Below are 24,840 nucleotides of genomic sequence, written 5' to 3'. Positions count from 1 at the left end.
AGGGCATTCACTACTCTGAAACCTCGGTCTCACGGTTGCAGACAGATTCGTAACCTCGATCAACGTCCCCGCAGCGCTCACTCAAGTTCTCTCCGCGTACATGTTGAGGATAGCCCTGACTTCGGCTGACTTAGCGTTGCCCTGAAGTCCTGGATAGATACGAGAATGGCTGAGGCCCATCGCGTCAAGGTCAGCCATCGCAACGGCTGAGTCCTTGACTGGGACGAGAAATTTTCTTAATGCAATGTCATCGCCAGCGCAGTGGGCCACATACTCTTCGATGGAGCTCGCTGGTGTTTTTAGGTAAGTGAACCTTCCGTGCTGGTTCCGTATACGTTCATTCCCGAAGCTAGGCACATTGACGATTGCGCACCCGTGCTGATCAGTCCATATATAGAGTCCAGATTCCAACACCCATATCGCAATGTTCGTCTCAGTTGGGTTCCCATGCCGGATGTGCCCACTAAAGGCGAAAAACGCAGCAACATAGGGGCTCTCACTCCAGTCCAAGAGCCGTGTCGGCAACCCGTGGTGCTGCCCGAGACTGAGCATCATCATGCGGTCAGCTCGAACCTCTGGTCGTATGTCTTCCAGCTCACACTCTCGAATAAATCCATTCAAGAGGGTGTCAGCGACTCCAATCTTGTTGGTCGGCAGCCCTTTGTAACCCTCAAACCATCGATCAAAAGTCGATGCGAGTTTCCAAGACTCCCCGCCTTGCCCACGAAATAGAAAGCGGCCTTTTTGGAAGGTACCACTGGGGAACAACTCACTTATGACTCTCTGTTTAAAATCGGCCCAGCTAGTACATTCGACGGTTGTGATGATCATTTCAATCCTTGAAGAGCGCCTAAAGCGTCAAGGTAGCGAAGTGACATCAGTATGTCCATGGACGTTGAACCTTCCTGGCATGGCAGATGGAATGGGACATCCTCAGCAGCTGTGCCGCCGGAAATCTTCAGAGTGCTTGGGATCATTCGCTATTCAGCCGCCCCGGCCCGCCGCGATGGCTTGAAGATCCAGATTGCACGAGCTAAGGGAGCAGATGTGTTCGCAACGGCTTCCGGCCCCAAGAAGCATATTCTGGCGATTCTTGGAGCAACAGCGATCGACTACCAGACAGTGTCAGTGGATGAGTACGTTGGGCAATTCACAAACGGTCACGGCTTTGATGTGATCTGCAACACTGCCGGAGGGTCGAGCCTAGATGACGCAATGGCTGCCATCAAATACTACGGCCATATCACCAGTTGCTCGGCTTTCGGAACGCACAACCTGGCCACCGGATCCCTGCGTTGCGCCACGCTTTCCGGCGTGTGCGTGCTCTCCCAATGCTGACAGGTCTGAACCGAGCTCATCATGGCGTCGTACTCAATCAGGCGACTCAACTCATCGAGTCTGGTCAGATCCGTCCTCTGCTGGATGAGCGCCGTTTTGATCTCGGCAGCGTTCATGACGCTCATAACCTGGTCGAAGCTGGGGACGCCGTTGGCAAAGTGGTGTTGGACATCGCGGGGTAGCGGCACAGCGAAAACGCTGCTCCCGGGCGCAGAAGTTCACCACCTCACAATACTGAAATCGGGTAGTGAGGTGGAACCCGACCGATCCCCCAACCAGATAAAAAAGGCAGTCCAGCAGGTTCCTGCATGCCTCAGTCCGGGTAAGCTACCGAGTCCACTCCAACAATGTCTCAAGGACGATATGGCCCCTAAAAAACCCAAACCGCCCACTGTCGCCTCGAAAAAGCCGACGATAAATGAGGCGGATTTCCAAGCTGCAATAATCGCTCGCCTACGCGAGGCTCTCCCATTATTGCCCGCAAACATCCGAGCAGAACGCTATCTGCATTTGAAGCTTGGCCATCATCACATCAAGGTGGATGGGACTGGAAAAGGAGATGCGTTCAAGGGTCGATCTGATGTCATCGTATTTCTTGACGACGAACCGCTTTTGCTCGCGGAGCTCAAGGCACCAGGGGTACCTATCACCGACGGGGATGTCGACCAAGGTCTGTCCTATGCCCGGCTAAACCAGCCAATGGTGCCGTTGGTTCTCGTCACCAGTGGTGATCCTGCGGCGACACGACTCGTGCTCACCTACGATGGAACCCCAGCCCCAAAAGATCAAACTGATGCAGCTGGCTTGAGCAAAATTTTGTCAGCTACCTCAGCTCTCGCAGCCAGCTCTGTGGAGGGTGCAATTCGTAGGCTACTGGGTAGCGAGCCGGCGGTCTGGACAGAGATACTCAACAACTGGAACACAGAGGAAATCAGTAGCAAAACCGGAGCCATCGGTGATCATCACCGGGCATGCACCGACACCTTTCAGATTCCTCGCGAAGCGGTGGATCAGGTCAGGGAGGAGCTCGCGCAAGATACGGGAGTGGTTGTGCTTCATGGCCCTCCTCTAACAGGCATTACTTGCACAATGATCCAGCTCGTCAAAGCGCTTAAGGATGTCCCTGCCCTATACATCGATCGCCGCAACTCTGGCGACGTTCTTCAGTTCCTGTCCGCCAAGCTCACTCGCGAGCTCTCGATTGGTGTGTCGAGAGACGACGTTCGGCAATGGCTCATCACAGGACAGTCGTTGGCTGGACTTATCCTTCTCGTAGACGGCATCCCTTCCGATGAACTCGAAGAACTGCTGCTCCTTTCTGAACTCGAGAGGTTACAACTCGTACTCGGAACAGATACCGGTACGTTTGACTCGTTGCGGATGCTGCCCGGGCGCACCGAAGAAACCATGCTTGGTCGCCTGGCGAAAGCTGTTGAGCTTTACGACTTATCGGAAGATGAATTCGGCGCAGCATGTCAGCTCCTTTTTGAAGAAAAAGGCGCTATGTTCCTTCCCGGAGCTGCGCAGATCCCTGACTTGCGCCGCCCCCGTCATCTCCGTCTCATAGTTTCTCAAATACCTCAAGATTTTCGGCCTGAGGCCACGACATCGGCCTCCGGCGAAGAGCTTCGAAGCTGCATGACTGTGCCTGCGATACAGGGATTCAGTATGCTGGAGCGCGCGAGCAGGCTCATTGGAGCGGATGCCCGGCTCAAGCATGACCTATCCAAATTAGCCATCGCATACCTGAAGGACATATCAGAGAACGGCTCGGACAAAGATCGAATCGTCGAAACATTCGGGGCCCCATCTATTGATCCTGACACCCTTGAAGAGTTGCTCGGAGCGAGCCGACTCGAACGTCTATGCGACCAGGGGATGATTCACTGGGTTGACACTCAGACAATCGGCCCACGATTGATCATCCGTTTCCCAGAATTGCTGGCGCATTACGTGTCTCTCCAGTGGGCCGCTGAACTCAATGAGCAACGAGATAGCGAGGGTGTTGCAGCAACTCTAGAACGGATCCTTCAACACTCAGACTTCGTACCCTACGGTGACCTTTGCGCTGCGTATGCGGTGTTTCGCGTTGAAGACGGGAATCATCTAACCGAGATCATCGAGGCATTGGAGGACAACGAACCCCAAGCAACATGGCGGCAGGAAGGTGCAGTGCTTGAGGTGATGACCAAAGATATCAGAGGTATCCGTCTTCATTTTGGTGAAGGGATGAATGAACGCCTGCTAGGGAATCTCCAGCCCTGGCTCGTTCTGAGCCACCTCGCCGCATTACCTATGGCTATGGGAGCAGACGAGATTTCCAAGAACTTGAGGATTTTCGCCAATCTGGGCAATTACGAGGATCTCATCTTTAAACCTGCTCCTAGCAATCTCAAAGACATGATTGGCCTGCATTTTCACAACATACAAGATGTGGGCCAGTTGTTGTGCCCATCAAGCGGGATTGTAGAACCCATCGTCCAAGCGATGTACGTCGTAGCATCAGAACGTCCTAAGCCATTCGAAGAGCTGGTGTTGTACGCGGTTAAGAAGAAACAGTATTTTCTCGCGTGGAGGCTCCGGACGGTAGTCGGCATGCTCCAGAGCTCCGTTGATCCCGAAGTGAGCGCTATGGCTCAGCGCATGACTGAGGCGCTAGCCGAATTCTGGAAGGACTTGATATTTTCAGGCGTGGAGGGTTGTGATGAGTGAAGAATCGGGCATTTATCCAAGACAGACTGGGATACGCTGATGCTCGACCGCCTCAGATCCATGGAGGTCTTTGTAGTTGCCGCGGATTCTGGATCGTTCGCGGCAGCATCCGACAGACTGGGAATGTCATCCCAAATGGTCGCTCGCCACGTTCAGTCATTGGAGCAACGACTTCAGATTCGCCTTCTAAATCGCACCACCCGCCGCCAAAGCCTGACTGAGTTTGGAAAGCAGTATTACGACCGATGCGCAGCTCTTCTCGCGGGCGCGGATGCTGCAGACGCTCCCGCCTTGGATCTTCAACTTGAGCCTCACGATCACCTTCGCTTGAGTGCCCCACATCAGTTCGGGAGTTCGGGTCGCTGAGCGTGGTGAATTTCGTCAGTGAACTCATGGCGCGCCACCCCAAGGTCGATGTTGATCTGAACGGGAGCGACCGCGCGGTCAATTTGATCGAATAAGGCTACGAGACAGTTTTCAGAATTGGCCCGCCAGGCGTCGGCGACAGCAGCCTGGTAGTCCGACCGCTCCGGCCTTATCAGATGGTAGCGTGTGCAACTCCGCAGTATCTGAGTCGCAGCGCCCCCCTTGAACATCCCGAGGATCTGCAGCAACACCAATGTCTACTCATCCGACTACCCGCACCGGAGTGGCTTGAATGAGATTTCCTAGGGAAACTGAACGCTTTGGAATGGCCGCATTAATGCTCAACAAAATCCAAAGTAATCCCGATGTTTTACCACCAGTTCTGAGCCTGCTGAGCTTCTTGCTGAGGAAGGTCATTACCGTTGAGCTCCGGATAAATCGCCTCAAAAAAGCGAGAGGCCGCATCAAGATCTTGAATCGGAAACTCCCCACCAAGGCTCGATCTCTATGCTTGAAGGCGCTAGCCTCCAAGATTGAAGAACGGATTCAAGATCTCTACCATTTGATCTTCCTTTGGAAGTGTTTCGGCGACGGCATCGCCTGCGTTTACCCGCCCATATTCCTGCCGAGTTCATTAGACCATGGTTAGGCATCAAAGCCCTGGCTCATCAATAAGGCAATGGCCGATACTAGCGACCGCTCTTCAGACAGCTTAAAAGGACTTGGTGAACTATGTCATTGGATGTGGCCTACAGCATCGAGGCTAACGACTTCGTAGATCCAGACCGGGCCTATGACCTGTTTTGGTCAGGTGTCATTACCAATAAACGCGCATTCCTGTGTCCCGGCGCGGACTGCGCTGCTCAGGTGACATGTGCAAATCTGGACAAAGATGTCCAGAACATGAGGGTAGTCCCTCACTTCAAGGTCTATGGAATCCATAGTGAAGCTTGCGGGATTGCCAATGGCGCGCCGGTAGACCTTGAGCTCGAGCCAGCAGCATCGGACGGGCAAGAACGCAGAACAGTCGATCAGTCCATTGTGGATGTCTTCAAGCTAGAACGCCCCGACTCGTACTATGACGAGCCTTCGTTCGAGCCTGGCGCTGATGTGCAGGTCGCGAAGAAACGAGCCAAAAGCAGCAGGCCCTACACACCCCGGCTTGGGGAGTCTGGCCTAATTGGGCCGATTTACTCAGTCCGCTCTGTGGTGAGTAGGTATATACGATACCGCTCCGACAAAACCCTGGAATTTCGCCGATTGAACATTGCTGGGCAGGACGTACCCTATGCCAGCATCTTCAAATGCATATGGGAGCAGGATTTAAACGATCTCCCTGACCACCCCATAATTTACTACGGCTGGGCCTTCGTTGATCGTACAAAGGCTCAAAATGCCTACCGGATCAGGTTCAAAAAGAACTTCATGCGTGAAAACGAAAGCCTCGTAACCTCAAGCTTTGTTTCCGATGCATTGATTGAGAGCTACAAGCTCAAGAACCTGATGGCGGTCAGACTCTCCAAAATCGCCCAGAAGCCTAAACCGACAGCTTTCGTTTTCCTCTACGGGCAGCCTGCGGTGCGGACGTCCAACGGTAAAAGCTACGCGAATTTCGACCTGAAAAATCTAGACATGATTGACGTGAACTATGATTGCCCCCTGCCTCCCAACTACGACAAGTAAGGCCTCTAGTTCCGTTGCAGCTACCGGCTCTGCAAATCCGAGTCCCTCGTATTCAGCGACCTGGAATTATAAAGGGGTCTACGGAGTCCATATCGGTAGCTTCGATGCCCCGGGCTTGTCGACGACGATCGCAAGACTCTGCCGGGCCCGGGTTACGGCTACGTAGAATGCCGCCGCTGCCGTAGTTTCTAGATGCGTTCCCTTCTTAATAAAACTCTCAATATTGGTAGTGGGTGCAAGCAATACCCGCTCGAACGTCGCTCCCTTTACCCCTCTGAAGTTCTGGAAATCAAGATTAAGGTGTTTCGCCGAGCTCACAGAATGTCTTAGGCACTGAGGTCTATACCGGCCCACGTATTCATCGACATGCTGAGTGTGCAGGAGGAATACACCGTCATGCTCTGTCTCGTCGAAGTTCTCTGAAGTGGTGTTCGGGAAACCCCAGGTAGCGTCGAAGATGGTATCGGAAAAAGCAGCGATCTCGGTTCTGCACCGGTAGGTTATGGTCGCATAGGCAATGGTGAGTAGCCCTTGCGCCTCCCGATCCCTGAACCATTCAACCGAAGCGGCGTACCCAAATTTCTTGTTCTTTTTGCCACGAGGATTTGTAGACAAAACCGCCTGCCTGACATCTCCCACCATCCGCACATCGATTTTAGAGCCGAGCAGCACCTCCAGGATTTCCCAGTCGAAGCTGGCAAGATCCTGGACTTCATCGATCAATATCTCGTCGTAGATGCACTCGAGCCTGCGAAGAAGCGCCGGTGTGGCCTCCATCAGCTCAAAGGCGAGCTTGCCCAGTTCGCATCCATACACTCGGCTCCCCGAGTCCATGAACCTGCTTTTGCCTTTGGCAAACTGGAACGGTCGACCCTCGAAGTCAAAGCCCATGACCCGATCCTTAGGGAACTTGAACCGTAGAAATGGTTGGGCAAAATGTCGAAGCAGGAAGGTGTACCACCCCATGACTTCCAGCGTGCTGCTATCGCCCGCTTGGCTCGCTAAACGAGAGCGGATTTCCTGCTGGTTCGTTTGCGTGAAAGTGAGCACCGCAATCTTACGTTCATTCGCTTCTCGGCAGTAATCCACCAAACCCTGCGTCTTTCTGCCGCCCGCAACGGCCAGCGTCAAATGGTTAGGCATTCTGGATGAACCCCGCCGCCTCTCTCATGTAAGCCGGGGCTTTAAGGGCTTTATCGGACTCGGCGATAAGTAGAGCACCCTCGGTCTTTTTGCGCGTCATCCAGGTAACCAAATCTGCCCTGTCGGTGATCCCAAGCACATTCCTGAGATGTTCTTCCCCATTCGCTGCGATCAATTGCGGTTCGAGGGTACGGCCATCACTCACCTTGCCGATGAAGAGCTCGCGCTTTTTGCCATCCAGCCATTGCTCGACCGGCACCCGAAGCTCGGCAGGCTCAATATCATCGTTGTCTCTCATCACCGCGACCGGCTTATCGACTGCAGCACACAATTCAAGACAGCGCGCCAGTGCAAGCCCGCGCATGCTGATGACATCTACGCCGGCAGCCATGGGCGTCAACCCATACAGGTCATTAAACACCCTTTCGAAAATAATTTCGTCAGACGGCCCTTCCACAAGGACAACCTTTTTAGCCAGCACGAGACGGAGCGTGTCGTATCCAGGAAGGCGCTGGAAGTACCGGACGGTGCCGGGGTCAAGGGCAGTGATCTTCGAGGCATGGTTCCGATTCAGCAGGTGCAGGGAGTTTAGGCCAAGGCGATTCAGCACGTATGTGCTGTGCGTGGAAACAAACAATTGTTGGTCGTCAGATGCAAGCTTCTCTACGCGATCAAGAAGCGTCGACAGGCTGGTATGAGAGAGATGATTCTCTGGTTCTTCGATCATGACGATCTTCACTTTGGCCGAGTGACGCTTCATCGCGAGCGATATCTTGATCGCAGCTTGTTGACCCTGGCCTGCCATCGAGAAGGGAACGTTGTCTACGTGAGGGGTAATGACGCTTTCCCAGGACGTGCGCGACGTCTGATCCATAGCTAATGCCATAGGCTCCGCCAGCAAAGATGCGCCCAATGTCGCGAACCGTGTATTGACTGTCGCGAGAGCACAATCAGTCATCGATGCTTTCACCGTACGAAAGCCCAACGAGATCTCAGCTTTCTCGGTGGTCTCCAAGTGATCACTCAGAATTTGACGCAGGTGGTAGTCCACACCTGCTGAGGATTTGACTGTCCTGGAGTCGATGGTTGCCACCGACAGTACCCGCGGGCGCTTGGTTAGCTCCCGGTCAGCGAACGACCGCCATTCGCACGTGTAGTACTCAACAGGTAGCAGAGCATTGGGTGCCTTTAGCCAGTCATCCAGCATGTCCTGATACTCTTCGTTGGGGTAGATCCTCAAGAAGACGCCCGGGCATGCATGGGTTGGGACGGCTGTGTTCACGGCACCACAGAGCACCTGCAACTCATCGTCATCGCGAAGGTAAAGTTCGATCAGGATTTCGGGCAGTGCAGGTTTCTTGCCGGCGGCCCGCTTAGCTAGGAACTCCTGTACGAGCTCCGTATTGAACCAGTGCGGGTTTAGTTCTTCTAGCACGCTGCGGCCGCCAATCCGACCGTTCAGGGCCAGAGAGACCGCCTCCATCAGGGTGGACTTACCCGCGTCGTTCCCACCGACCAAAATATTCATTTTGGGGTTGGGGAGAAGGGTGAAATCCTTGTAGATGCGGTACCCACGGATGTGAATTCTGGTAATCATGATCGTCATTCCCTTGGCGAAAAATACAGGTTTATTGGCGGTTTCAGTCGATGCCACTGGGATGCTATAGGCGAATCGTTGTACCTGTCGATCTCACTTCACCTTGTCGCACCGCTGCCAATCACCGATGGCTAAATCGTTACGGTTATTGCTGGTAGGCGCAGCCACCCTGATCCAGGAAAATATCAGCGTCGAGGCACTCTTAGGAAAATTCGCCGAACGGATGTGCGAATTGGATGCCGCCGGCGCACTCGCTGCAGCGCGGGCAGAGTTGGATGACGATGGCCTACGCAGCCGGCCAGCCGGCCGCGTGATTGATCGAGACATCAAAGCGTCGATACAGCAGTGCAAGGCTCAAGGCCTAAGTCAGGCGCAGACATCTTTGAATCTGGGCGTGAACAAAATGACGGTCAGCCGATATTGACACCACTAATCTAACTGCAATTTCGAGAATTCAGATTTCGGTGGGTTCTTTGCAGATCTTTTCTTAAATCTTGAAGCTGGATGCGAGCAAGGCTTGAATATGATCTAAACCTAACGACCGAGCTATCATAGAGTTCAGATAGAAAAATAAACCCAAAGTGAGTGTCATCCATTGTAGGGAATTTAATCTTGATCTGATTTGACGCGACAGACATTGCAGAATTAGTGACAGACAAAGAACTGATTTTGTACGAGCACTGACAGTCTGTGCCCACCTCTGCAATCTTTTCATGCCTAAGGGCGTTAGCCTTCGCTGGCTGACCATAAACAGTAGTCAACATTGGTGTATAATCTGATCGCGTCGCGACTAAAGCAAAGACATTGACCCAGGTGGTGAACTCGGACTCAACTATTAATCCCAGCGATAGCGCATGGAGTTCTATTTTTAAAAATTTCATCCCCTATCTCCGCCGCCCTAACCCGCGCATAAAACCTGCAAGGAATTCTTCCAAGGGCGCATCCACCAGTTTAAAGGATGAATAAGTGAGGGCTTGGGCTATTGCTTTTCCGTTTTCATGAGTGAAAACATTGCAGGCGGAACCTAGCGTCTTACGGTCGTAAAACCGGATATCCAGATATTGCGAGCACCCTAACGTATTTATTATCTCAACACATTCTGATTCTGTGAAATAACGCGTTGCAATCCCTACCAACAGTAATGCCAAAGCCCGATCAATACTGGACGCGCCAATAGGAGCATATGCCAACGCTTGCCAGATGTTCGACGTCCGATGCATTTCCCTCTTGCGGTGAAGGATGGTGCTAATAATCCCGTAGGAAGGGATCAGCATTATTTGCATTAATATTTTGCATGTTCTCCAATAAGAAGAACACTTTGCATCCTTACTTTGTTTTACCATCTCAATGCAGCTAGCCATTCTTAGGCAGTAGTCAGCTATCGCCTTGGAAGAAAAAAGCTCGTGCAGTTCGTCACGATCGTACTTGCTTTTGTTCGCACAAAAATACGCGAATGCTCCAAGACCTAGATTCAACGACAATCGATCCGATCTAGGGTGCTCACGGAGCATAAACGAATGCGTCGAGCAATGCGTTCGTACTACGCTGCACCATGAGATCAAGTGGCAAGGGTAATGAACTGTCGCTACATGTTCTTGAAGGCATTCCCAGCAGAATGCACGGCGATTATATTGAGGAAGCAACCAAATCGAAGCCCCGAATAAAGTTTCACATTGATTAGAGGTTAGTGATAGATGATGTAATGCTCCTGCGGCAAATGCTGATCCAAAGTCAAAGTCTCGATCAAATGAATCTACCCGACTGCATCTTTCAAAATCGTCCAGCAGCATATAGAGCGGATATCGGAACGCTTCACTGAATACAGATTGTCGATGCAACCAACTAAAAAAAGTTTCATCCGGTACGGGCGCAAAACGTTCAATAAGCGACAAAGTTGCGTCCTCCGACTTACGGTTTGGCTATGTGCGAATGTCACACACTGGATGCTCTAGTAGATCGATGAATACAAAATCATCACGCCCGACTTTTTGAGTTACTATGATTCGCAGGTCTGCACATGCGGACAAAAGCAAGTTTATATCTTTTGCCATTCCCGCCCTCGAAACCCCTTGCACATAAAATGCATCATGAAAGTTGTCGAATATTAAATACCTAACACCCCTCAATCTAATTAACTCTGGCAGATGAGCCGGGACTTTCCCCCGAGCAGCTACGCCCCCCTCATACAGCCCCAGAGCATTTGAAACCCAGCCTAACAACCCATGCTCGGAGTCAAAAAAAATTTCTTCTATAAAAACTGATGAGTGCCCTACTGAGGGATAAGCCAGAATTTTTCTGAGTATTGGAGTAAAGCCACTTCCGGCCTCGCCTGTCACTCTAACAAACTTAGCAACTTCCATTTGCAATATTTCATATGCACGACATGCCACTCTATCAACATTACAATTTTTCACGACGCGGCCTTTTCTTATCCGGAGTAGGCTTGACAATCGCGTATCCACATTGATTGCAAATGTCCTTATAGTTATCAATATGCTCTATGGTGATACATTCATCACCAGATTCGATACCGATCTCAGCAGCCGCTTTGAGAATTTTGACAAAGTTGTCCATCACTCCCCAGGAGGCTTTATACAATTTGGCCAAGAATTCATCTTTGAGCACATCTTTACTCGGCAGCTGAAGCGGAAGATGTGATACATAACTCCAGACAAATTCTCTGAACTCATCATCCAACCCCCACCCTGGGAGAACATAGTGAACAAATCGCCGACCAGTCTGATCGTCGGAGCGAATTACCTCGCTTGCAGCACCGTTACCAAATGCTAAGAGTGCCATTTTGTAAACCCCGCCGCACATATGCTTCAGTAGAGACATGTTTTGCAGTAGTGTGCGCTCCGCCTCATTTAACGCGTCGTGTGTTTCATCCGCCAGCAGCGCCTTGTAGTTGCCTTCAGAGATAGCACGACGCAGCATGGCCGTCCTGGAGGCTCGTCCTGCACGAGGCCCGGTTCTTATATCGAAAGCATCAAGAATCAACTCCTTGAGTCTAAATTTATCAATATTTTCTTCCATCTGAATCTTCATGATTTTTTCTGGCTTGAATTGATAAACCTCCATGATTTGGTTAACAAATGCAGTCTTACCGCCTCCTGGTCGAGCTGTAAACAAAATACATTGCGCTTGATGTTGATTCTGACGCGTCAAAATCTTGTTTATAATTTTAAAGTATTTATCATAACGCTCCATCGGGATCCAGAAATCATCACCACAAATCGCCATCCGCTGGGTCATATCAAGCTCCAGCAAGTGCTTCCGACTCTCCACCACGTGCGTATAGTCACTCATCGATCACCTACCGCTATTCTAGAAATCATAATCGTTGGTTCTAATCTTAGGTATTGCGGGAGTAAGTGCATTTGTGGCAGCCGGCGACTCTTCCTCAGATTTCGAACTGATATTTTTTTGACACTTTTTTCTAGACTCGACGCTTTGCGACTTCTTGTAAGCCTTGTGCTGCTCCTCAACTTCCTCCTCTATCGTACGCGACTCTTCATAAGCATCGAATACATGTTCATCACTCCAATCCAATGAGCCCGGTGTTTGGCCTTTTAATAAAGGGTTGTGCCGTAAGTAGTCTCGCCTTTCAGTGTAAGATTCCCAATTATCAGACAGCCCTTCTTTGCATATCACGCATTTAGCCCGGATAAATACATCATCAGAGACATTGACCCAGATTTCTGACACCCCCCCTAAAGGATTGTATTTAATCTCATAAGCCTCTCCCGTACTAACGTACGGAAACAGCTCCTCGCTCATATACTGTCTACCTGCAAAATAAACCCCTAGACGGGTCACTGGGTGTTTTTGCGTGTCAGAGGGTAAGAACGTCATCCGGAACGCTGTTTCGTTCTGAATCCCAATGATCCTACGCGGCACACTTGTCAATTTCAGGGCCTGACGGTTCCAGGCTGTACGCGGGGAGTGCCCTAAAGCTCGATGGATAGTACCGTGATACACAATAACGCGATGAAAAAACCACTTTGCGAATTGCTTGAAATCAAATTTGGCATTGTACTCGCTCTCAAATGCTTCTCTCTCGCCGACATTAGACCCTGTCGAACCTGGCAAAAAATGAACATGACGAGTCATAAATGTTCCTATAACCCGCTCGATGCCTCCTCCGTAGAATTTTTTGTATTTAGGGCGATGATCCCACTTCACGCCATATCGCTTGAGTTTAATTTTTAAATAGTCACTAACAAACTCTGCGGCATTATCTGTGTAGATTATCTCTGGCAAACCACAAGCCGGGTAGATGCCTGGCTTTTTACCATGCTCCACAAGCCTTTGGTCTTTATCTAATACCGCAAATACTAGAGCAGCGGCTACGGTATCTAGATTTGGATACCTCAGCGAAAGATAAAACCCAACTATGACTCGGGTCAGTACGCAGATGATCATCGTCACCCAAGGCCGACCAATAATTCTATTTCGATCAAACTCATCCACCACCAACAAATCGACCTGAGTGTGATCCATCTGCCAGACTTCATTCAGTCGAGTCACAACTCGGCTGCCTACGCGCACCTCATGCTTTTGCTTGAATTCATCTTTGCCAAGTTGTCTCTTATCTCTCTCCTTCCTCGGAATCGCGAGCACAAAAGTACGCACCTGGTGCGTCGTGAGCGGAGGAAGTCCCGCCGCCTTCGCTCGCGCGTCAGCCTCTCTCTTGACCGCTGCAATTGACGCACGCTTACTTCTAAACGCGACTTTATATGACGCTTCCAAAATTGGTATGTAGTGAGGCGGCGTTCTGGATGTACCGGGTTTCGGCCCTCTTTTCCCTTTGACCAGTCCTAGGTGATTAGCAGATCGTCTAAAGTCACGGCATAGATCCCGAAACCTACTGCCTTTTACACCCAACTCCGACTCAGCTTCATCTCTGCTCAGGTTTCCGGCCAGAAACTGTTCTACCGTGTCCCATCGCCGCGCCGCCTCAAACTCGTCCTCTCTGGTCATCCTCGGAGGGACTACGAATACGTCATCGAAACTGTCTGGATCTATACCATCTTCGCTCCATGTGTCTTTTGCCATCAGCCGCCGCCGTTAGGATTTGGTGCCGAACGGCTAGCTTTGCCAGAACACTTGGACTCGTCAAGGGGTCAAAATCACAGCTAAATTTAAGCCGACTTTCTGTAATATTGTCCCGATATCTTAGGCAATCAATGTGCCACATTCGTTTTTGCCCATATTTTCATAAGTTTAAATTTACGAAAAACTATCAGGTTATCTTTTAAGTTCCCGAATCAATTTATGCTTAAGTATTGCATTAGTATGCTGTTGATAACTGAATGAAATATGCTTATAACAACATGACCTAAACAACTTTCGCTGCACCAGTGCTACTCGATGAATTTTTGTTGAGACCGGACAGGATTAAGTTGCTCCTATCGCCATCCAATGGCTCTCACAAGATGTGATTCCTGCTTTCGCTGAAGGTATTCACCCCGGGAAAACCTTGTGGGTGCCTGGCATAACCTAGACGTCCGAGACGCTGGGCTTCCTGAGCTTTTCTGCGCTTCACCTGCCATGTTCATACATCGTGTCGCCATTCCGATGGGCACTTGGCCCTCTGATGTGAAGTGCCTGTCGTTTTGGTCGGCCAATCGGCAATTTGGGGATAGTGTAAGTCGCCGATTAACCAGTCGGGCTGTCTGAAGGAAGAGCTCAGGTGAGTGACACTCATGAGGTTATGGATACGTAATACGTCAAGCGCGTTAGGCGTGTGCGCGGAAGGCGGCACCATCTATGAGGACTCGCGCTAATTCATAGCCGCGCCGTACATGTGCAAGTGTGCTGGCCGAGAAATCGTGCGGTCTGCACATTACTGCTGTAGGGCTGGTAGCACTGCTGGGATTGCCAATCTCAATCGTGGTGTGCTGGGGGGATTCGCTGTTGGCAGTGAGCGCCAAATTTTTGGAAGATAATCGTCAAACCGGATTGTTTTGACGATTAATAGTCGAAATTATCAAAAAAACGTTGGAAATCAAAAAGTTACATTTTGGGTTTTTTCTGTTAACGCCGACACCCCCGGTTGCTTTTCCACAAAACCCCGTTTCCCAAAAAATCAGGCTCTTGCCGTCCCATCCTCACACCCTCCCTTAGATAGCTCAGTTACTGAAGGACGTCGCACTCGGCACACGAGTCATGAAGAAAGCCTGCAATCAGTCATGGAGTGAGATCTATCACGGACTCATGCCCGTTGAGATCGATGGCTGGCGACTCACGCTTTTCAATGACTGCAACACTCTGGATTACTGCGAGGAATGCAGGTCGCCTGACGGACGTATTGGATCTCTTGAAACCCGGCAGCGCGACGGCACTGATCCAGTCGAGCTTCTGAGCGGATGGGAGCGTGTGCAGCTAGAGCGTCTGCTGAATGAGCTTTGACGTATTTGCCAATTCATTTGCGGATAATCGGCACACAACGCGCTTGACACCCCAACCAGCCACGAATAAATATACGAACCTCATTCAGGGTGTGCCCAATTATGAGTACAACATCTCACGCTAACCTTTCCGTTATTGGCTTGATTGCCAAGGCGCAAGGTTGCGTTGCACACGCCCTCAAATCGAAGAAACAGTCGCTCATGTGACCGGGGCGCGCTGTCCCGTCAGATGAGCTGACAGGACATTGAGCGCGACGGGCACCCTCCCCCTGCTTACCTCCTTCTACGCTTCTGACGGTGACTACATCGGTCAACTTTCAGGAGTAAGTGCATGTCCTCGTTTCAAGGTATCTGGGTTCCACTCGTTACACCCTTTCAGAACGGCGCCATCGATTTCGTCGGGTTGCGGCGGCTGGTCGGCCATCTGCTGGAAAAAGGCGTCGATGGCCTCGTGGTCTGCGGTACCACGGCGGAAGCGGCGGCGCTGAGCAAACATGAGCAATTGACCGTGCTCGATGCCGTGCTGGAACAAGTGCCGGCGCAACGGGTGGTCATGGGCCTGGCCGGCAACAATCTGGCCGAGCTGCTGCAGTTCCAGAATGAAATCCTCAAACGTCCCGTAGCGGGTTTGCTGGTGCCGCCACCGTATTACATCCGCCCTTCCCAGGCAGGCCTTGAAGCGTTTTTCAAAACTGTTGCCGATGCCTCCAGCGTCCCGATCATTCTTTACGACATCCCGTACCGCACCGGCGTGGTTTTCAAACAGGCGACCCTGCTCAACATCGTTGCCCATGAGCGCATCGTCGCGATCAAGGACTGCGGCGGCAACCAATCCAATACCCAGGCGCTGCTGGCCAGCAGTCAGGTCGACGTACTGTGCGGTGAAGACAATCAGATCTTCAGCGCCTTGTGCCTTGGCGCCAAAGGCGCGATTGCCGCGTCGGCCCATGTTCATCCCGAGCTGTTCGTGGCGCTGTACCAGCAGATTCGAGACAACCAATTAACCACGGGGCGCGCGACCTTTTTCAACCTGTTGCCACTGATTCATAGTCTTTTCGTCGAACCTAATCCGGCCCCGGTGAAAACTGCACTGGCTCTCGAAGGCTTGATCCGCGACGAACTGCGCGCTCCTATGCAAGGGAGCAGCGAGGCTTTGAAAGTGCGTTTGCAGAGTGTATTGAAGGTGCTGGAAAACAAATACAAATAGAAAACAGGAGACCATTGGCCGCAGCGGACATGATCGTGAGGTGGGCCCTAAAGCTTTCCATTCGAAAGTGTTCAGCCGGGCCCTTGGCCCGAAGAGGCGACTGCGCCGTATATAACCTCACCACAGCTGGGCTATAGGCAAGCGATGACTCGAACACAGATTGATTTGAACACAACCTCCCCTCTCACCGCCCGCGAGGTTTACCAAGTCCTGAAGGACGTCGCGCTCGGCACTCGCACCATGACAAGAAACTGCAGTCAGTCCTGGAACGAAATCTATAACGGCCACATGCCTGTCGAGATCGACGGCTGGCGGCTCACACTTTTCAATGACTGCGACACCCTCGACTACTGCGAGGATTGCAGGGCACCAGACGGTCGAGTCGGCAATCTTGAAACGTGGCAGCGCTTCGGCACTAACCCTGTCGACCTATTGAGTGGCTGGGAGGGTGAGCAACTTGAGCGCCTGCTAAATGCGCTCTGACTCATCATCGGCGCTAGCGCATGTTTGATGCATTCTTCGTAGTAAACCGCCTTCGCACCATTCGGGTTGAGACGAGATTCGCTATCGTAGATTTCGCTCAATGCAACCGAGGTGAAGGCCCGCCAAGGGCTTGGCGCTGATACTCGTGAACAGCAGCGAACAGAGCTTCCGCTTCGAGGCGCAGCTTCTCCACTTTCTCCGCAGGCTGCGTCTCTTGCGCTTCGTGGTACCGGCGTAACGCCTGCACCGCGCGCTCCATCAGAGGCTAGCCTGCCTTCATCTTGCCGTCCATGCTCTGGTCTTCCCTGCTATTTCTATCCTTGCTCATTCAATCCACCGATTCCGATTACTTTGCCAGCGGAGTATAGGCGTCCTTACGCTACTACCCGGTAGTGGCCGCCGCATCCATGAGGCAGTCACATTCAGGGCGCCCCTCGAGCAAGCTGAACAGCTCTACGAATTGCCGGGTGAGCTTGTGTTGCGGTTCCAGATAGATCAGCGGCCTGCTTGCTTGATGTGACTCATGCATTTTCAAGGAGCTCATCAGGTACGCAGGCAGTACCGGCATCTTCTCGGCAATCAACTCATCGAGCAGTCGTTGCGGTAGTGCGTTGCGAGCCTCGTACTGGTTAACGACGATGCCTTCAACCTCTAATCTCTCGTTATGATCGGCACGTATGAATGGGCATGATCCGTATGCCTATCTCAAAGACCTGCTGGCGCGACTGCCGATGCAGCGGGCGAGTGAGATCGAACAGTTGCTACCGCATCAGTGGGTGCCTGCCTAACTTGCGCAAGAATGAGTTCCGCAGGAGCTTACCGCCGAAGCTCACTGGCCAAGCAAGAGCAGCCACGAGCAGGGCCTGGCCGGCTTTCCAGTTGATGCTGCTTAATCGTAGGCAAACTGGTCAATCAACCCGAGACGTGGGACATGTGTGTTTGGCCGCAGTAGCGCACCGGGAGCGATGACTGCGTTCGCCCCAATTTTGCAGCCATCGCCGACCAAGGCACCGAATTTGTTAACTCCTATCTCGATCACATTGTCTGCATAGCGGACTTTGATATCCGCACCATCTAGCTCGTTGCGGTAATTGGCTATGATTGCACCTGCTTCGATATTCACGTTCTCGCCAATCAATGAGTCGCCGACAAAGTTGAAGTGTGCCAGCTTGCTTCCTCCAAGCATGAAGCTGCTTTTCACTTCGCAGCTTGGGCCAACAATGCAATTGCTGCCGAGATAAACGCCTCCACGTAGGTAGGCACCCGCCGCCACGAAGGATCCTGCGCCGATGATAATCGCGCCCTTTAATACAGCGCCTTGCTCAACAACGGCAGTTTCGTGGACGGCACAGTTTCCATGGCGTCGATAACCTGCTCCAAGCCGTGCCAGCAAAGCCAGAACTTGGCTTTCGCAGTCCTGGGAAACCAGCCAAGCGGCAGGGGGAGCCAGGCCCAACAAGGGCCACTGAGCAATAAACGTACTGATCTCAGGTAGTTTCATCGAAAATCTTCCAGGCAATAAGGTACGGAAATATCCGCGCTCCTGACGTTAAGGACAATCGCGTCCTCTGAAAATTCAAGTGCACACCATGTCTTGGCTAGCAGGGCTGGGTAGATGACTTCGCCGGACGGATACGAACATCCTTCAAGTAAGCATACGGATCATGCCCGTTGAGCCGCGCCGACAGGATCAAACTCATGATCGCCGCCGCACGTTTAGCTCTATCCAATTAACAGGTGCTACTGCGGGAAACGCTAGTGACCAAGGCCAGTGTCGGCGCCGCGTCTTTTTACTTAGACGATTTCTCAGCGCCGGCAACTATGATCAGGTATGTATTAGCAGCTTCAGCAAACCTTCCACATCAGCTAGCGCGGGAGCATGGGCTCCGGCATGGCGGCAAGATATGGATGCGCAAGCCGCTGAAAATCGCAGGCGCTCTCTCAAGCCTGCGATCCCCAGCAACTCCGCAGCCAGCCAACCAGCCATACAAGCGTCTCCTGCTCCAACCGTGTCTTCCACCTTCACGGCAATAGCCGGCTGATCGAGTTGGCTGTCCGGGGTGTGGAGACTCATCCCGTGTTCCCCTCGGGTAAAAAGGATCTGCGCCTGAGGATTAAGAGCGCGAAGCTCATCCATTGCCTGATGTTCGGTCAGCCCTGGATAAATTTGCCGAAGGTCTTCGTCGGAAAGCTTAATCATGTCAGCAAGGGTGGTCATCGTAGGGAAGGTCTGCTCCCGATAATGGCTATCCATTAAATTGCGCCAGTTCGGATCATAGCTAATCCGTTTACCAGCTTCTTTGGCCTGCTGAGCAATTTTAACCAGCCTGTCTGCGAGTGGCTGTCGAGCCAAACTGATGCAGCTGAAATGACACAGCTCTGCTTGGTTGATCCATCCTTCGGGCATCAGATCTGGATCAAAAAACAGATCGGCATCTCCAGCAAAAAAGTATCTTGGGGGACGGATCGATGGAACGATGGCGACCAAAGGATCTCGGTCTACCCGTTGGATAAACCTCATATCTAACGCTGCCGCTTCCGACTGCGAAACAATCTCGTCACCCAGTGAATCTATGCTCACCGACCCAGCAAAAGCGCTGCTAACACCCAAGCGACTTAGCGCTCGTGCAACGTTCCAGGGAGCACCACCTGGGTAGCCCTTCCACTGCCCAGGAGTGCCTTGGACAAGGTCGGTCAGGGCTTCGCCAAATACTACTGCGCGAGGCAATACCATCGTCACTTCCTCAATTATTTGTCGTAGGGATAACTGCCGGTTGATCAGCTTCGACCGGTAATCACTTACTCAATGCGCTTTGGTAAGGCAGGGATTGATGAGCACCGTTTCGATTGAATAACGTCATCGCTGTTCCGCGACGATATTCGCTCGGTGTCTGTTCCATTTCGACGCGAAAGGGTCTGTTGAAGTTAGATAGGTTTTCATAGCCAACCCCAAAACAGATGTCTGCAACCGACATCTCTGTATGCAAGAACAGCCGGCAGGCGCGCTGAAGACATGTTGGCCGGCGCGTTCAAATATTAAAACCAGGTTTCCATCTGTATGCCGTATTGCCATACACCTCCGGCGTGGAAGTCCGTCATGCCAAAGGAGTCTGTGGTACTGAATCTGTCCAGATCCGAAGACCAGTTCATGAAGCTTGCGAACACTCGCAATTCGGGACGTGTGAGAAGATCTCCAACGTCAAGTTTGAATGTCGGGGCGACAGTGAATTTCCAAAAGTTACCGTCGACCGCATTACGTTGTAGATAGCCCTTGGGGTCGAGGTTCATGGTTTGCCAGCTCATTTCGTAGGCCATCTCGAAGTTGCTATTGATTTTGTTAGCCAATCGCACGTTCAGCGTCAGCCAGCGGTAGTCGTCACCCTTGACGTATCTATCCTTGCTCTGTTCGGCCAGCAAGCTGGGCCCGATGCGCCAGTCAGGCGCAAGGGGTGTTTCACCGTAAAGTGCCAGACGCAGAGCGCGGGCATCCTCAATCAGTTCACCATCCGAGCCGACGTTCTTGACCTCCGCCCCCAGACCTTGCCCATAGAGCAGCGCCGTTTTGAAGAAGCCTTCTCTGCCGAAAAAGTTTTTCTGGTGATTGGCCAGCATGGTGTGCAAGCCGGAATCCGCAGGCGTCAAACCGGCTTTATTGGTGCGGGTACCGAAATCGTTTTTCTTTGCGCCGATGCCATTGAACATCCACTGCCACTGACCATCGTCGAAGAACTGGTTGGAGGTCAGGATGTAGCTTGCCACATCGGCGTTAATACCTCCTTGACTGAAATCCCCGTAGCTACGCCCAATCAAGGAGTAATTCGAGCGCCAATTCTTGTTCATCTGCATATCGTAGATTCCACCGCCGGTGCCGGCCAGGTAGACGACGTCCGAGTCCAGCCAGTGGATATCGAAATTATCTCTATCGAATCGCTTGCCTGCCCACAGGGTGGCGTTCTCGAACACTGAATTGCCCTTGAATGCAGCGACATGGTCGAGCGCTGTGAATACCTGGCGCACGTTCAGTTTGCTTTCGTCGGCCGTCCAGTCATTGGAACTTTCCACACCGTCGGCGATGGAGACCGTGAATTTGGAACGGGTGCCGTTTTGCGCATAGATTTCTTTCGACAGGTCTATACGCATGTAGGTGTCGTCTTCGTTACCGAGTCGCCCGACTGCACCACCAACCGAGCCGGCCGGAGTTGTATAAGGGCCGCCACGACCACCACCAAGCCCCTCGTCGATCAGCAATCCAGAGCGGGCATAGCCATTGAAGCTGAACCCATCAGCGAGGTTTGAAGTGCTGGCCTGTTTTTCCATGCTTTCCTGGCGGGCTTCGAGTTTTGCCAGTCGGGTGTCCAGAACCGGATTCGTTGCCTGGGATGCAGTGGATGCAGTGGATGCAGTGGATGCAGCGGGCTGCAAAGCGGGAGTGGCAAGTTTGATCTGCTGCAATTCCTTCGCGAGTGCCTGAGTTTGCTGTTCGGCTGCGGCCGCACGCTTTTCCGCCGCGCTTGCACGGGCTTCAAACGCGGCCATGCGCTCTTCCAGAGTAGCGGCCTGAGAGGTTGCCGCCGATGCGCTGAGCACGCCTGCGAATAGCCACCTTGATGCTTTCTGCATTTGGATTTCCTGTTTTGTTTTTATTGTTTTGGCTGACCTTTTTTCGTGAGTCGTGAATCGTCCGAATCAAGAAAAAAAAAGATGCCTCATTTTGGATACGCTGCTACATTGACGATGTTAACGTTATCTTTTCTAAAAACAAAAATAAAGAGGGCTTTATGAAACAGCTGAAATCTCTCCTTCCAGCAGCGCTACTCACCCTCTGTGCCGGACTTCCATCCGTCTCGAGCGCAGCCGATTTGACGATCTCGTGCGGTGCGGTGGGTGCAGAGTTACAACTCTGCAAGGAGGCTGTCGAGGCGTGGTCGAAACAGACCGGCAACAACGTCGAGGTGGTTTCCACGCCTAACTCGGCGACCGAGAGGTTGTCGTTCTACCAACAGATCCTCAGTGCGCAGTCCACCGACATCGACATCATTCAAATCGATATGGTGTGGCCGGGGATGCTGGCCAAACATCTGATGGATCTGCGCGAGGTGCTTCCAGCCAACGCTACCCAAGGCTACTTCCAGGCACAGGTAGATAACGCCACGGTAAACGGACGGCTGGTGACGATGCCGTGGTTCACCGACTCGGGCCTGCTGTATTACCGCAAGGACTTGCTCGACAAGTACAACAAGCAAGTTCCCCAGACCTGGGAGGAAATGACCGCTACCGCCAGGGATGTTCAACAGGCCGAACGCAACGCCGGTAACCCCAATGTGTGGGGTTACATATTTCAGGGACGCGCCTACGAGGGCCTGACGTGTAATGCGCTGGAATGGATCAGCAGCCAACCGGAAGGCGGACTGGTCAATCCACGAGGAGACATCGTGGTTAACAGTCAGGCCTCAAGAGCGGCTTTGACCCTGGCGAAAAGCTGGGTAGGAGACATCTCCCCGCGTGGCGTGCTCAATTACACCGAGGAAGAAGGACGTGGCGTATTCCAGTCGGGAAATGCGCTGTTCATGCGTAACTGGCCTTATGTCTGGGCCCTGGTACAAAGCCAGGACAGCGCCGTAAAAGACAAGGTTGGGGTCGCTCCCCTGCCCCGGGGCGGCAAGACCGGCAACCATGCATCCACCCTCGGTGGGTGGGGCCTGGCGGTATCGCGTTACAGCGCCCATCCGAAACTTGCCGCAGAGCTGGTGAGCTACCTGACCAGTGCCCAACAGCAAAAACATCGTGCTCTGATAGGCGCCTATAACCCGGTTATCGAGTCGCTGTATCAAGATCCCGAACTGCTCGCGGCAATGCCTTACTACAGTCAGCTCCACAGCATTCTCAACGACGGGGTCATGCGCCCCGCATCAATAACTGCCGATCGCTATCCACGGGTCTCCAATGCGTTCTTCGATCGAGTGCATGGTGTGCTGGCGGGCGAGTTGCCTGTCGATCAGGCGCTGGCCGAACTGGAAAGCGAACTCACGCGCATCAAACGCCGGAACTGGTAAGCCACAAGGAAGGAAATCACCATGTCTGTCTCTACTACCCATGCCTCCTGTGACGAGCTCCTGCTCACCAGGGAAACGCCCATACAGCGTCGCCGAGTACGCGCCGCCTGGCTGTTTCTAACACCGATGTTGCTGTGTCTGGCCCTGGTGGCGGCCTGGCCGCTATTGCGGACATTCTGGTTCAGCCTGACCGACGCCAGTCTGGCGGACACCAGTGGCGGCTCCTTCGTAGGCTTGAGCAATTATCTGTTCCACGACGGTTCCACCTGGTCGGGCATCCTGGTCGATCCACAATGGTGGAACGCTGTGCGCAACACGTTGCATTTCACCGTGGTGTCGGTGGGACTGGAGGTCGTTCTGGGGCTGCTGGTGGCGTTGCTGCTGAACATCAAGTTCACCGGCCGTTCCCTGGTGCGTGCGTTGATTCTGATTCCCTGGGCGATTCCTACCATTGTCTCGGCGAAGATCTGGTCATGGATGCTTAACGACCAGTTCGGCATCATCAATCACCTGATGCTGAGCCTCGGTCTGATTGACGCTCCCCTGGCCTGGACGGCAGATGCGGATCTGTCGATGTGGGCGGTCATCATCGTCGACGTCTGGAAGACCGTACCTTTTGTCACGCTGCTGATGCTGGCTGCCTTGCAGATGTTGCCGAGCGATTGCTACGAAGCCGCCAGGGTCGATGGCATTCATCCGCTGAAAGTGTTTTGGCGTGTCACGCTTCCACTGTTGATGCCTGCATTGCTGGTGGCGGCGATCTTTCGCATCCTCGATTCCCTGCGAGTATTCGACGTTATCTATGTGCTGACCTCGAACTCTTCGAGCACCATGAGTATGTCGGTCTATGCCCGCCAGCACCTGGTGGAGTTCCAGGATGTTGGCTATGGCAGCGCGGCCTCGACTCTGCTGTTTCTGGTCGTTGCGGTGATCGCCATGCTTTATCTCTACCTCGGACGTCGTCAACTGGAGGTTCGCTCATGAGCCAGCGTCTACTCAAAAAAGCGCTGTTGCGCCTCGGGTTCTGGTGTCTGATCGGGATTTTGCTGCTGTATGCGGTCTTCCCTTTCTACTACGCCATCGTGACTTCGCTGAAGCCGTCCAGCGCCTTGTTCGAGGTGAGTTATTGGATCGATAGCCCCGACTTCTCCAATTACGCGGCGGTACTCCACCAATCCTCATTCCTGCGGGCTATCGGTAACTCGCTGGTGGTTGCGCTTTGCGTGGTGACGCTGGCGCTGTTCCTCAGCCTGACCGCCGCCTATGCCTTGGGCAGGGTGAAGTTCCGTGGGCGTGGCACGGTATTGATGATGGTTCTTGGCGTCTCGATGTTTCCCCAGGTCGCTGTACTGTCGGGGCTGTTCGAGGTGATCCGCGCCCTGGGTCTGTACAACACGTCCTGGGCGTTGATCCTGAGCTACACGATTTTCACCCTGCCCTTCACCGTCTGGGTGCTGACCACGTTCATGGGGCAACTGCCCCATGAACTGGAAGAAGCGGCAATCATGGATGGCGCGTCCCCATGGGTCACGCTTACTCGTGTGCTGTTGCCGCTGCTCTGGCCCGCACTGGTCACCACTGGCTTATTGGCTTTTATAGCAGCGTGGAACGAGTTCCTGTTTGCCCTGACCTTCACCCTCACAGACACGCAACGCACGGTGCCGGTCGCCATCGCCTTGATTTCCGGCGGGAGTCCCCATGAGCTGCCTTGGGGGCTGTTGATGGCCGCATCGGTGCTGGTCACCGTCCCACTGGTGATTCTGGTGCTGATATTCCAGCGCCGAATCGTTTCCGGTCTCACTGCCGGCGCGTTAAAGGGTTGATGCCCAACAAATACAAGGAACA

The 24,840-nt window shown here is 52.7% G+C and carries 23 protein-coding genes and 3 pseudogenes; 14 read left to right on the top strand and 12 right to left on the bottom strand.

Annotated features, from left to right (window positions below):
* Positions 1–81 precede the first annotated feature (81 nt).
* On the bottom strand, positions 82–831 hold the full coding sequence (locus KRR23_RS14480; protein ID WP_216743045.1) for an FRG domain-containing protein: 750 nt from the start codon (positions 829–831) through the stop codon (positions 82–84).
* A gap of 57 nt (positions 832–888) precedes the next feature.
* Here KRR23_RS14480 and KRR23_RS14475 point away from each other — a divergent pair, with 57 nt between their 5' ends.
* From KRR23_RS14475 to KRR23_RS14450, 6 genes are all read left to right on the top strand, one after another.
* Complete coding sequence (locus KRR23_RS14475; RefSeq protein ID WP_216743044.1) at positions 889–1,338, top strand: zinc-binding dehydrogenase; 450 nt, start codon at positions 889–891, stop codon at positions 1,336–1,338.
* Positions 1,332–1,520 (top strand): zinc-binding dehydrogenase, encoded by a 189-nt coding sequence (locus KRR23_RS29420; RefSeq protein ID WP_216743043.1) that lies wholly within the window; start codon positions 1,332–1,334, stop codon positions 1,518–1,520. Before KRR23_RS14475 ends, KRR23_RS29420 begins: the two co-directional genes overlap by 7 nt.
* A 181-nt stretch (positions 1,521–1,701) precedes the next feature.
* A complete protein-coding gene (locus tag KRR23_RS14465) occupies positions 1,702–4,050 on the top strand; it encodes a type I restriction enzyme HsdR N-terminal domain-containing protein (RefSeq protein WP_216743042.1) in 2,349 nt (782 codons plus the stop codon).
* A gap of 39 nt (positions 4,051–4,089) precedes the next feature.
* Positions 4,090–4,416 (top strand): LysR family transcriptional regulator, encoded by a 327-nt coding sequence (locus tag KRR23_RS29415; RefSeq protein WP_216743041.1) that lies wholly within the window; start codon positions 4,090–4,092, stop codon positions 4,414–4,416.
* Between the two features lie 116 nt (positions 4,417–4,532).
* On the top strand, positions 4,533–4,712 hold the full coding sequence (locus KRR23_RS29410) for a LysR substrate-binding domain-containing protein (protein ID WP_216743167.1): 180 nt from the start codon (positions 4,533–4,535) through the stop codon (positions 4,710–4,712).
* A 436-nt stretch (positions 4,713–5,148) separates the two neighbouring features.
* The gene (locus tag KRR23_RS14450; RefSeq protein ID WP_216743040.1) at positions 5,149–6,099 is read left to right on the top strand and encodes a hypothetical protein; all 951 of its coding nucleotides are present in this window, start codon (positions 5,149–5,151) and stop codon (positions 6,097–6,099) included.
* Positions 6,100–6,177: 78 nt separating this feature from the next.
* Here KRR23_RS14450 and KRR23_RS14445 read toward each other — a convergent pair whose 3' ends face one another.
* Both KRR23_RS14445 and KRR23_RS14440 read right to left on the bottom strand, forming a co-directional pair.
* Positions 6,178–6,990, bottom strand: coding sequence for a UvrD-helicase domain-containing protein (locus tag KRR23_RS14445; protein WP_367880651.1), 813 nt, complete (start codon positions 6,988–6,990; stop codon positions 6,178–6,180).
* 244 nt (positions 6,991–7,234) lie between these two features.
* The gene (locus tag KRR23_RS14440; RefSeq protein ID WP_216743038.1) at positions 7,235–8,839 is read right to left on the bottom strand and encodes an ATP-dependent endonuclease; all 1,605 of its coding nucleotides are present in this window, start codon (positions 8,837–8,839) and stop codon (positions 7,235–7,237) included.
* Between the two features lie 127 nt (positions 8,840–8,966).
* On the opposite strand from KRR23_RS14440, the gene KRR23_RS14435 reads away from it, so the two are divergent.
* Complete coding sequence (locus KRR23_RS14435; protein ID WP_253912094.1) at positions 8,967–9,263, top strand: hypothetical protein; 297 nt, start codon at positions 8,967–8,969, stop codon at positions 9,261–9,263.
* Between the two features lie 460 nt (positions 9,264–9,723).
* Here KRR23_RS14435 and KRR23_RS14430 read toward each other — a convergent pair whose 3' ends face one another.
* From KRR23_RS14430 to KRR23_RS14415, 4 genes are read right to left on the bottom strand one after another with little or no spacing between them, the layout of a single operon-like run.
* Complete coding sequence (locus tag KRR23_RS14430; RefSeq protein WP_216743037.1) at positions 9,724–10,731, bottom strand: hypothetical protein; 1,008 nt, start codon at positions 10,729–10,731, stop codon at positions 9,724–9,726.
* A gap of 27 nt (positions 10,732–10,758) precedes the next feature.
* Positions 10,759–11,199, bottom strand: coding sequence for a hypothetical protein (locus KRR23_RS14425; RefSeq protein ID WP_216743036.1), 441 nt, complete (start codon positions 11,197–11,199; stop codon positions 10,759–10,761).
* 40 nt (positions 11,200–11,239) lie between these two features.
* The gene (locus tag KRR23_RS14420; RefSeq protein ID WP_216743035.1) at positions 11,240–12,148 is read right to left on the bottom strand and encodes a TniB family NTP-binding protein; all 909 of its coding nucleotides are present in this window, start codon (positions 12,146–12,148) and stop codon (positions 11,240–11,242) included.
* A gap of 18 nt (positions 12,149–12,166) precedes the next feature.
* On the bottom strand, positions 12,167–13,897 hold the full coding sequence (locus tag KRR23_RS14415) for a DDE-type integrase/transposase/recombinase (protein WP_216743034.1): 1,731 nt from the start codon (positions 13,895–13,897) through the stop codon (positions 12,167–12,169).
* Between the two features lie 1,071 nt (positions 13,898–14,968).
* Here KRR23_RS14415 and KRR23_RS29120 point away from each other — a divergent pair.
* From KRR23_RS29120 to KRR23_RS14400, 4 genes and pseudogenes are all read left to right on the top strand, one after another.
* A complete protein-coding gene (locus KRR23_RS29120) occupies positions 14,969–15,253 on the top strand; it encodes a hypothetical protein (protein ID WP_367880655.1) in 285 nt (94 codons plus the stop codon).
* A 330-nt stretch (positions 15,254–15,583) separates the two neighbouring features.
* The gene (gene dapA, locus KRR23_RS14410; protein ID WP_216743033.1) at positions 15,584–16,459 is read left to right on the top strand and encodes a 4-hydroxy-tetrahydrodipicolinate synthase; all 876 of its coding nucleotides are present in this window, start codon (positions 15,584–15,586) and stop codon (positions 16,457–16,459) included.
* Between the two features lie 144 nt (positions 16,460–16,603).
* Positions 16,604–16,942: a hypothetical protein gene (locus KRR23_RS14405; protein ID WP_216743032.1), complete on the top strand. Its 339-nt coding sequence runs from the start codon at positions 16,604–16,606 to the stop codon at positions 16,940–16,942.
* 662 nt (positions 16,943–17,604) lie between these two features.
* Positions 17,605–17,730: pseudogene (locus tag KRR23_RS14400) on the top strand (transposase domain-containing protein); the annotation flags it as partial.
* Positions 17,731–17,831: 101 nt separating this feature from the next.
* Here KRR23_RS14400 and KRR23_RS14395 read toward each other — a convergent pair.
* The 5 genes and pseudogenes from KRR23_RS14395 to KRR23_RS14375 all read right to left on the bottom strand — a co-directional run bounded on the left by KRR23_RS14395 (position 17,832) and on the right by KRR23_RS14375 (position 21,562).
* Entirely contained in the window at positions 17,832–18,443 is a 612-nt protein-coding gene (locus tag KRR23_RS14395; RefSeq protein ID WP_216743031.1) for a transferase, read from the bottom strand.
* 97 nt (positions 18,444–18,540) lie between these two features.
* A pseudogene (locus KRR23_RS14390) lies at positions 18,541–18,660 on the bottom strand (transposase domain-containing protein); the annotation flags it as partial.
* Positions 18,661–18,767: 107 nt separating this feature from the next.
* Positions 18,768–19,676, bottom strand: a complete 909-nt coding sequence (locus tag KRR23_RS14385) for a carbohydrate kinase (RefSeq protein WP_216743030.1) — start codon at positions 19,674–19,676, stop codon at positions 18,768–18,770.
* A 61-nt stretch (positions 19,677–19,737) separates the two neighbouring features.
* Positions 19,738–19,953 (bottom strand): annotated as a pseudogene (locus KRR23_RS14380) (helix-turn-helix domain-containing protein); the annotation flags it as partial.
* Positions 19,954–19,978: 25 nt separating this feature from the next.
* Positions 19,979–21,562 carry a carbohydrate porin gene (locus KRR23_RS14375; protein ID WP_216743029.1) on the bottom strand — a complete coding sequence of 528 codons (1,584 nt, stop codon included), beginning with the start codon at positions 21,560–21,562 and terminating at the stop codon, positions 19,979–19,981.
* 158 nt (positions 21,563–21,720) lie between these two features.
* Here KRR23_RS14375 and KRR23_RS14370 point away from each other — a divergent pair, with 158 nt between their 5' ends.
* From KRR23_RS14370 to KRR23_RS14360, 3 genes are read left to right on the top strand one after another with little or no spacing between them, the layout of a single operon-like run.
* Complete coding sequence (locus KRR23_RS14370; RefSeq protein WP_216743028.1) at positions 21,721–22,995, top strand: ABC transporter substrate-binding protein; 1,275 nt, start codon at positions 21,721–21,723, stop codon at positions 22,993–22,995.
* A 21-nt stretch (positions 22,996–23,016) separates the two neighbouring features.
* Complete coding sequence (locus KRR23_RS14365) at positions 23,017–23,979, top strand: carbohydrate ABC transporter permease (protein ID WP_216743027.1); 963 nt, start codon at positions 23,017–23,019, stop codon at positions 23,977–23,979.
* Positions 23,976–24,818 carry a carbohydrate ABC transporter permease gene (locus KRR23_RS14360; protein ID WP_054597387.1) on the top strand — a complete coding sequence of 281 codons (843 nt, stop codon included), beginning with the start codon at positions 23,976–23,978 and terminating at the stop codon, positions 24,816–24,818. Before KRR23_RS14365 ends, KRR23_RS14360 begins: the two co-directional genes overlap by 4 nt.
* Positions 24,819–24,840: the final 22 nt, after the last annotated feature.

This window comes from Pseudomonas sp. CVAP#3, assembly GCF_018986375.1.
In the GTDB taxonomy this organism is placed as follows: domain Bacteria; phylum Pseudomonadota; class Gammaproteobacteria; order Pseudomonadales; family Pseudomonadaceae; genus Aquipseudomonas; species Aquipseudomonas helvetica.
This window is presented reverse-complemented; position numbering and strand designations above follow the sequence as displayed.

Bases quoted from the DNA above. Each gene is read 5' to 3' on its own strand.
- KRR23_RS14480 (WP_216743045.1), bottom strand. From the start codon at position 831: ATGATCATCACAACCGTCGAATGTACTAGCTGGGCCGATTTTAAACAG.
- KRR23_RS14475 (WP_216743044.1), top strand. From the start codon at position 889: ATGGACGTTGAACCTTCCTGGCATGGCAGATGGAATGGGACATCCTCA.
- KRR23_RS29420 (WP_216743043.1), top strand. From the start codon at position 1,332: ATGCTGACAGGTCTGAACCGAGCTCATCATGGCGTCGTACTCAATCAG.
- KRR23_RS14465 (WP_216743042.1), top strand. From the start codon at position 1,702: ATGGCCCCTAAAAAACCCAAACCGCCCACTGTCGCCTCGAAAAAGCCG.
- KRR23_RS29415 (WP_216743041.1), top strand. From the start codon at position 4,090: ATGCTCGACCGCCTCAGATCCATGGAGGTCTTTGTAGTTGCCGCGGAT.
- KRR23_RS14450 (WP_216743040.1), top strand. From the start codon at position 5,149: ATGTCATTGGATGTGGCCTACAGCATCGAGGCTAACGACTTCGTAGAT.
- KRR23_RS14445 (WP_367880651.1), bottom strand. From the start codon at position 6,990: ATGGGCTTTGACTTCGAGGGTCGACCGTTCCAGTTTGCCAAAGGCAAA.
- KRR23_RS14440 (WP_216743038.1), bottom strand. From the start codon at position 8,839: ATGATTACCAGAATTCACATCCGTGGGTACCGCATCTACAAGGATTTC.
- KRR23_RS14435 (WP_253912094.1), top strand. From the start codon at position 8,967: ATGGCTAAATCGTTACGGTTATTGCTGGTAGGCGCAGCCACCCTGATC.
- KRR23_RS14425 (WP_216743036.1), bottom strand. From the start codon at position 11,199: ATGGAAGTTGCTAAGTTTGTTAGAGTGACAGGCGAGGCCGGAAGTGGC.
- KRR23_RS14420 (WP_216743035.1), bottom strand. From the start codon at position 12,148: ATGAGTGACTATACGCACGTGGTGGAGAGTCGGAAGCACTTGCTGGAG.
- KRR23_RS14415 (WP_216743034.1), bottom strand. From the start codon at position 13,897: ATGGCAAAAGACACATGGAGCGAAGATGGTATAGATCCAGACAGTTTC.
- dapA (WP_216743033.1), top strand. From the start codon at position 15,584: ATGTCCTCGTTTCAAGGTATCTGGGTTCCACTCGTTACACCCTTTCAG.
- KRR23_RS14405 (WP_216743032.1), top strand. From the start codon at position 16,604: ATGACTCGAACACAGATTGATTTGAACACAACCTCCCCTCTCACCGCC.
- KRR23_RS14395 (WP_216743031.1), bottom strand. From the start codon at position 18,443: ATGAAACTACCTGAGATCAGTACGTTTATTGCTCAGTGGCCCTTGTTG.
- KRR23_RS14385 (WP_216743030.1), bottom strand. From the start codon at position 19,676: ATGGTATTGCCTCGCGCAGTAGTATTTGGCGAAGCCCTGACCGACCTT.
- KRR23_RS14375 (WP_216743029.1), bottom strand. From the start codon at position 21,562: ATGCAGAAAGCATCAAGGTGGCTATTCGCAGGCGTGCTCAGCGCATCG.
- KRR23_RS14370 (WP_216743028.1), top strand. From the start codon at position 21,721: ATGAAACAGCTGAAATCTCTCCTTCCAGCAGCGCTACTCACCCTCTGT.
- KRR23_RS14365 (WP_216743027.1), top strand. From the start codon at position 23,017: ATGTCTGTCTCTACTACCCATGCCTCCTGTGACGAGCTCCTGCTCACC.
- KRR23_RS14360 (WP_054597387.1), top strand. From the start codon at position 23,976: ATGAGCCAGCGTCTACTCAAAAAAGCGCTGTTGCGCCTCGGGTTCTGG.